This is a genomic window from Pseudobutyrivibrio sp. OR37, from assembly GCF_900113655.1.
Classification (GTDB): Bacteria; Bacillota; Clostridia; order Lachnospirales; family Lachnospiraceae; genus Pseudobutyrivibrio.
This window is the reverse complement of record NZ_FOQF01000036.1, coordinates 21,469-28,165: the sequence shown is the minus strand read 5'-3', so window position 1 is coordinate 28,165 and position 6,697 is coordinate 21,469. Positions and strand designations below refer to the sequence as shown.

9 protein-coding genes and 1 pseudogene are annotated in these 6,697 nt (G+C 36.2%); 8 read left to right on the top strand and 2 right to left on the bottom strand.

Annotated features, from left to right (window positions below):
• The first annotated feature begins 69 nt into the window (after window positions 1-69).
• From BM097_RS13990 to BM097_RS13980, 3 genes and pseudogenes are all read left to right on the top strand, one after another.
• Entirely contained in the window at window positions 70-390 is a 321-nt protein-coding gene (locus BM097_RS13990) for a DMT family transporter (protein ID WP_090551510.1), read from the top strand.
• A gap of 10 nt (window positions 391-400) precedes the next feature.
• A complete protein-coding gene (locus BM097_RS13985; protein WP_090551508.1) occupies window positions 401-877 on the top strand; it encodes a pyridoxamine 5'-phosphate oxidase family protein in 477 nt (158 codons plus the stop codon).
• A 165-nt stretch (window positions 878-1,042) separates the two neighbouring features.
• A pseudogene (locus BM097_RS13980) lies at window positions 1,043-1,441 on the top strand (NUDIX hydrolase); the annotation flags it as partial.
• Window positions 1,442-1,552: 111 nt separating this feature from the next.
• On the opposite strand, the gene BM097_RS13975 reads toward BM097_RS13980, so the two are convergent.
• Entirely contained in the window at window positions 1,553-1,867 is a 315-nt protein-coding gene (locus BM097_RS13975; protein ID WP_090551506.1) for a helix-turn-helix transcriptional regulator, read from the bottom strand.
• A gap of 118 nt (window positions 1,868-1,985) precedes the next feature.
• Between BM097_RS13975 and BM097_RS17060 the strand changes: the two genes are divergently transcribed.
• The 3 genes from BM097_RS17060 (at window position 1,986) to BM097_RS13960 (ending at window position 3,625) form a co-directional block, all read left to right on the top strand.
• Window positions 1,986-2,177 carry a DUF7695 domain-containing protein gene (locus BM097_RS17060; protein WP_090551504.1) on the top strand — a complete coding sequence of 64 codons (192 nt, stop codon included), beginning with the start codon at window positions 1,986-1,988 and terminating at the stop codon, window positions 2,175-2,177.
• A 95-nt stretch (window positions 2,178-2,272) separates the two neighbouring features.
• Window positions 2,273-3,229: a virulence RhuM family protein/type II toxin-antitoxin system death-on-curing family toxin gene (gene rhuM, locus BM097_RS13965; protein ID WP_090551500.1), complete on the top strand. Its 957-nt coding sequence runs from the start codon at window positions 2,273-2,275 to the stop codon at window positions 3,227-3,229.
• 30 nt (window positions 3,230-3,259) lie between these two features.
• A complete protein-coding gene (locus BM097_RS13960) occupies window positions 3,260-3,625 on the top strand; it encodes an ACT domain-containing protein (RefSeq protein WP_090551496.1) in 366 nt (121 codons plus the stop codon).
• Window positions 3,626-4,094: 469 nt separating this feature from the next.
• Here the strand turns inward: BM097_RS13960 and BM097_RS16955 are convergent, their stop codons facing one another.
• Window positions 4,095-4,235: a helix-turn-helix domain-containing protein gene (locus tag BM097_RS16955; protein ID WP_242944724.1), complete on the bottom strand. Its 141-nt coding sequence runs from the start codon at window positions 4,233-4,235 to the stop codon at window positions 4,095-4,097.
• Window positions 4,236-4,399: 164 nt separating this feature from the next.
• Between BM097_RS16955 and BM097_RS13955 the strand changes: the two genes are divergently transcribed.
• Together BM097_RS13955 and BM097_RS13950 are read left to right on the top strand one after the other, a co-directional pair.
• Window positions 4,400-4,981: a metallophosphoesterase family protein gene (locus BM097_RS13955; RefSeq protein WP_090551493.1), complete on the top strand. Its 582-nt coding sequence runs from the start codon at window positions 4,400-4,402 to the stop codon at window positions 4,979-4,981.
• Between the two features lie 201 nt (window positions 4,982-5,182).
• Window positions 5,183-6,223 carry an RNA ligase family protein gene (locus BM097_RS13950; RefSeq protein WP_090551517.1) on the top strand — a complete coding sequence of 347 codons (1,041 nt, stop codon included), beginning with the start codon at window positions 5,183-5,185 and terminating at the stop codon, window positions 6,221-6,223.
• The last annotated feature ends 474 nt before the right edge of the window (window positions 6,224-6,697 follow it).

Below are 6,697 nucleotides of genomic sequence, written 5' to 3'. Positions count from 1 at the left end.
CGTCATTCCTTTACCGTTAGGTCTTAGCAGGTGGAGGAATGGCGTATTTTAATATATGGAGGTTTTTATATGAAATGGATTTATCTATTGATTGCCGGAGCGTTGGAAATCACCTGGGCTGTGGCAATGAAAATGTCTAACGGATTTACGGTACTGATTCCATCTATTATCACAGGGGTAGGTTATATAGCAAGTGCAGTGTTTTTAGCTATCGCTTTAAGACAGTTGCCTTTGGGAACTGCCTATGCCATGTGGACTGGAATGGGAATCCTTGGAACGACGTTGCTTGGTGTATTTCTTTTTCATGAAAAACTGTCGGTTCCACAGGTGATATGTGTTATTCTGATTGTGATAGGAATTGCAGGACTTAAGATTTTAGCAAAGGATTGAGGTGTCAGGTATGTTTCGAAAAATGCGTAGATTTAAACAGCAGGTATCAGAGGCTGAGTGTATTGATATTTTAAAAAGCACCAAGAGAGGTGTGCTATCAGTAATCGGTGACGATGGCTATCCATATGGTATGCCAATCAATCATTATTACTGCGAGGAGGATGGTAAGCTCTATTTCCATGGAGCAAAGGCAGGTCATAAGATTGATGCTATAAAATCCTGCGATAAAGCCAGCTACTGTGTTTATAACGAGGGCTTCCGCAAAGAGGGAGACTGGGCTTTAAACATCACCAGCGTTATCACTTTTGGCAGAATCCACCTTGTGGAAGATGAAGAAACAGCACTTAAGATATGTTCGGAGCTTACAAAGAAATTCACTGATGACCAAGCATATCTGGAGAAAGAGATTAAGAATTCATTCCGCAATGTTCAGTGCCTGGAACTTGCACCAGAGCATATGACAGGGAAGCTGGTAAATGAATCTTAACGAGTAATTGATAGGTGATGGTCAATGGCATGAACAGTGGTCACGCCAAGATGGCAGACTGGGGCATGTCACATTTGCAGACTATCGCACCTGAAGAGATTCTTGTAGTTGGAATTGCAGGACTTAAGATTCTAGCAAAAGAATGAGGATAAAAGGAAGCAATATGGCAGATATGACACTTCATCAGCCGGTCACATTCAGGCTGGGGATGAGCCATTGGAATCTGCTGTTAGAGAATTATCTGAGGAGCTTGGCATCCAGGCGGATCCAGATGATTTGCATTTTGCAGGAACATTTCCAATTCAGTATGAAAAGGAATTCCATGGCAAGCCATTCAAGGACAATGAAATTGCGTTTGTCTATGTCTATGACGAGGAGGTAGGCATCGATAATCTTACCATCCAAAAGGAAGAACTAGACAGTGTAGAGTGGTTCGATTTGGAAGAAGTGTATCAGGCATGTCAGCCACCAAGGGATGAGAAGTTCTGTGTTCCTATGGGCGGGCTTGAGATAGTTCGTAAATACGTTAAAGCTGATGAGAGAAGAAATACTGAATCTATATGACAGCCAGCATGCTGCAGCCAATGATAGCCTATTGGGTCACGGGAAAAGATAAATGAATACGGAATATTACATAGAGCAGTTATCTCAAAATGGAATAGCTGCTCTATTTGTTTAAGATTGCCATAGTTTAATAGTTTTTATAAGTTTATCTTTTTGCTCATCATCTAGAGTTTGAATCACTGACCATAGTGCGTTATCGGTTGATGATTTTTTGTAGTCTGGCTCGATATTACCAACAAGTTCATCCAGTGTAATCCCCATAAGTTTTGAATAATAAATAAGAAGTCTAAGGGACATGGCAGTACGTCCATTTTCAACATTGCTGATGTATCCTGGAGTTACATCAAGTTCTTTTGCTACCTGGTTTTGTGTCATTCCTAAATTTATGCGATAGGTTTTTATTTGCTCTCCATAATTTTCGTTCATGTTTTTTAACCTCGTTTATTAATAATATAGATAATTATACTATTGGTATTGACTATATTGTAGTATTTGTTTAGTATAGTATGTATTCTAAAGATATATTAACGTGAAAGGGAAAAAGATGGTAATAATTAAAAACTGTATAAAATGTCTTAAATGTGGAGACATTATAGAGTCCGTATCTAGACATGATTTTAAATCTTGCTCTTGTGGAGCAGTATGTGTTGACGGCGGTAAAGACTATCTGCGACGTTGCGGATATCCAGAAGACTACGAAGATTTAAGTGTAGTTGAGAAAGACAATTCGAAGTAGAGTTTCTAGATGTAAAACGATAGAATAAAAGATAGCTAGGACAGCGTGACGAGACTTCTGTCGGTTTTTCCGATAAAAGTCCTGGAGGTAGAATAATGAGTAAAGCTATATTAGAACAAAATAATAATGAAATAGTTCTTTTTGAGACAAAAGACAACGAGGTAACTTTATCGGTTTCTGTTGGAAGTGATACAGTTTGGTTAAGTGCAAATCAAATGGCTATTTTATTTGAGAGAGATGAGAAAACTATTCGTAAACATATTAATAATGTGTTTAATGAAAATGAATTGGATAAAGATAACAACACGCAAAAAATGCGTGTTGATGGAGTTAAGCAAAAAGTACCTTTCTATACATTGGATGTCATTATATCTGTTGGCTATAGAGTGAAATCACAGAGAGGCACTGAATTTAGAAAATGGGCAAATTCAGTATTAAAGCAATATATCATGAAGGGCTATGCAATCAATGAAAAGAGACTGGCAGCCTTAAATAAGACAGTTGAGATTCAATCAAAGATTATTGCAAACACTTTGGAGATTGAAGAAACAGAGGTCCTTCGAGCAGTAAAACTTTATACAGACGCGCTTGTTCTCTTGGATCAGTATGATCATCAGTCACTGAGTAAACCAAAAGGCAAAAAGCCTGTTTATCGAATCACATATGATGATTGTAGAAATATGATTAATCATATGGAAGACAGTTTTAGCTCAGATGTATTTGGTGTCGAAAAAGAAGCTGGAAAAGTAGAAGGAATTCTTGCAGCAGTATATCAAGATGTTTTTGGTGGTGAGGTATATCCATCGCTAGAAGAAAAGGCTGCAAATCTTTTGTACTTTATGATAAAGGATCATCCATTTGCTGATGGTTGTAAAAGAATAGCTGCATCTCTTTTTTTAGAGTTCTTAGATAAAAACGATGCATTGATACGAGATGGTCAAAAGGTTATTAGCGATGGAGCGCTCGTTGCTATTACGCTTATGATCGCAGAATCAAATCCTGAAGAAAAAGATATCATGACAACATTGGTAATGAATCTATTAAAGATGTAGGTAAATCACAATTTGTATGGGAGAACATAGATGGAACTGAAGAGAATAGATTGCAAACTAACAGTCTGTAAGGTAACTGAGGTATCAAGTATCAATTTAGAGTCGGATTTTTATTTTATTGGTAAGACAGATGAAGAGGTATCGTTAGTTTGTAAAACAGAAGATACTCCTATAAATACGGTGGAACGAGATGATGGATGGCGAGGTTTTCGCATTCAAGGAGTTCTTGATTTTTCATTAATAGGAATTTTGTCAAAACTTTCAGGTATTCTTGCAGAGCACAAAATTGGAATCTTTGTAGTATCGACATATAACACAGATTATATTCTTGTAAAAGAAGAAAATTTTGAGCGTGCATTGAACGTATTGGCTGCCGAAGGATATACAGTGGTATAACTTCAAATTTGTCGACCTAATTGAATATTGAAGGTTACATAGCAGTTATCTAAAATCGAGATAGCTGCTTTTTTACGCTCATTTTGCGCAGTAACTATTCAAAGGAGGTAGACAATGGACTACGAGAAATTCAAGCATTTATCATATTTTTGTAGAAGATGTATATTGTTTTTTTGAAGTAATCCGATATATCATATAGATAAGAAAAGGCGTGTGCCTTGGTGGGTTGACACCTAAAATCTGATATGTTTTCCAGACGTAGGTGCTGGAGGTTGGCAGGCAACGAAAAAAACTGATATTTTCCAGACATGGGTGCTGGAGGTTGGCAGACAACGGAAAAATCAATCACTAAATGGGAATGTATATTGCTACGGCATATACATTCCCATTTTAAATGTTAAGGATAATAGGTGTTATGGACAAAAAGAGAGTTATTTAGTAGCGTCTAATCATTATGGTTAGGCGTTTTTTATTTGGAAAGGAGGCACATATGCAGGAAGAGATTTAAGAAAAGGCAGCAAATCTTTTGTACTTTATGATAAAGGATCATCCTTTTGCTAATGTATCCAGGAGTTACGTCTAATTCAGTGGCCACCTGATTCTGTGTCATGCCAAGATTAATTCTGTAATTATTTATTCACCGTAGTTTTCGTTCATGGTAACATCTCCGTCTATTAATAATATGATAATTATACTATTAGTATTGACTTATACATGGTATTTGTATAGTATAGTTTATATTCTGGAAGTATATATGACTTGGAGGAGATTTTGATGAAATACTATATTAGTGATTTACATTTGTTTCATAATGCGGCTATTAGATTCGATAATCGACCATTTGACAATATTTCAACCATGCATGAATACATACATACAAATTGGAATAATAGAATAACAAATGGAGATACCGTCTATATTCTAGGGGATGTGAGTTTACGCGGGCAGAAGGATAATCTGATAGCTTTTGTGTCAACTTTGAAAGGGCAAAAGGTTCTTGTTAAAGGAAATCATGATGATGTATCAGATTACAGATATCAGCAATTGTTTTCGGAAATATGTGATTACAAAGAAGTGCATGATTCATTTGATGGAAAAAATTATGACCTGGTTTTAAGCCATTATCCAATATATAGTTGGAAAAATATGGGACGTGGATGGATACATTTGTATGGCCATACTCATAATAGCATTGAGGATGATATGTATCTGAAGGCGCTTAGTGATATGAAGATTAACTGTGGTCATTTACATGATAACAATCCAGTGGCAGTCAATGTAGGCTGTATGAAGCCTTGGATGGGATATGAACCTAGGACGTTAAAAGAGATACTTGAGGCAAAAAAATTCAAATAATGATTGTATAAAACTCAGATTAGAGTTATGGAGTCTGAGTTTTTTATATTAGAAGTTCAATGACAAAATATTTAAATTGTGGAAAAATAAATCACATACTGAATTATTAGGAGGAAATAGTACTAAAAAAGAACCAGAAATCAAATGAAACATGCAGAATCGAGACTATTGACTGGTAAGACTGTAAAGGAGAGTGACATAATGAGAAAATTAGCAAGTATACAAAGAATATGGAAGATTGAGCCTATAGAAGGTGCTGACAAAATAGAAGTAGCTTTTGTTTTGGGATGGCAATGTGTTGTTAACAAGGGACAGTTTAAGCCAATGGATTTGGCTGTATATTTTGAAATAGATAGTTTTTTACCAATTCGTGATGAGTTTGAATTCCTTAGAATTAGCAGTTATCGTAAAAACGATATCTTAGGCGAAGGGTTTAGACTAAAGACAATGAGGTTTAGGGGGCAGATTTCTCAAGGCCTGCTGTTGCCATTAGGACAATTTAATGAATTAGATGCTTGCGATGAGATAGGAACAGATGTGTCTGAAGCACTAGGCGTAAGAAAGTGGGAAGTGGAGGAAAAGATTACCACAGGTGGAACCATAATAGGAGAGTTGCCAATTGATGTACCACACACAGATGAGACACGTGTTCAAGCAGAGCCTGAGCTTATCAATGATTTTAAAGGACTAGATTATTATATTTCGACCAAGATGGATGGTTCATCACATTCTATTTCTATAGATGATGATGGCTTCCATGTAACAGGACACAATTATGAATACAAGAATGATGGGAAAAGTTCTTTTTATGAATTTGTAAATAGTCTGGGAATTGAAGCAAAACTAATGGACTATTATAAGGCTAATAATCTAAACATAATTACGATTCAGGGAGAGCTATGTGCTCCGGGCATTCAAAAGAACAGATTAAAACTAACTAAACCTGAGTGGTACGTATTTACGATACGGGTAAATGGAAATAGAGTAGGACTTAAGCAAATGCAAGAAATATGTAAAACATTGCATTTATCGACTGTCCCTATTGAAGAAGTGGGTAATGACTTACCTTCAAAGTATCCTACTGTTGAAGCCTTATTGGAAAGAGCTGATGGGGAATATCCTAAAGGTGGAAAGAAGGAAGGCATTGTAATACGTCCGGTGGAGCCTGTTTATTGTGAACGAATAAGCGCTTCACTTTCAATGAAGGTGGTTAGTAATAAATATTTGATTAAGAACGAATAGTGTGGCCTATAAAGAGATACTGATAATGTTTTATACTACAAGTTCAATGACATATCTAACATTCCGTGAGACAATATTATAGGTAAGAAAAATGGTTCTAGGAGATTACTTAGGAGATATGGCTTATTACCTGAAAATAGTGAGAATATGAATTTGTGATGTAATGACTTCAGGCAGTGTGGCGTAACTTGGCAACGTATTTGAAATATGGTGAAATACACTTTAATTAACAAAAGTAAACTAAAATAAGTAATAGAAAATCAGTCCAACCTCAGCGAAATATTACGGTAAGAAGAAAATATTCATAGCGTATTGCCGTAGCATCACAAATCCCAAAGCCACAAAGCCCATTCGAGAGAAGAGAAATGAGCAGTGATAGAAAGAAAAATGAGGTTAGTACTGCTTGGGAGAAGAGAAATAGGCAGTGCTAGAGCGAAAAGTGAATCCAGTACTGCTTGGGAGTAGAAAAAATAT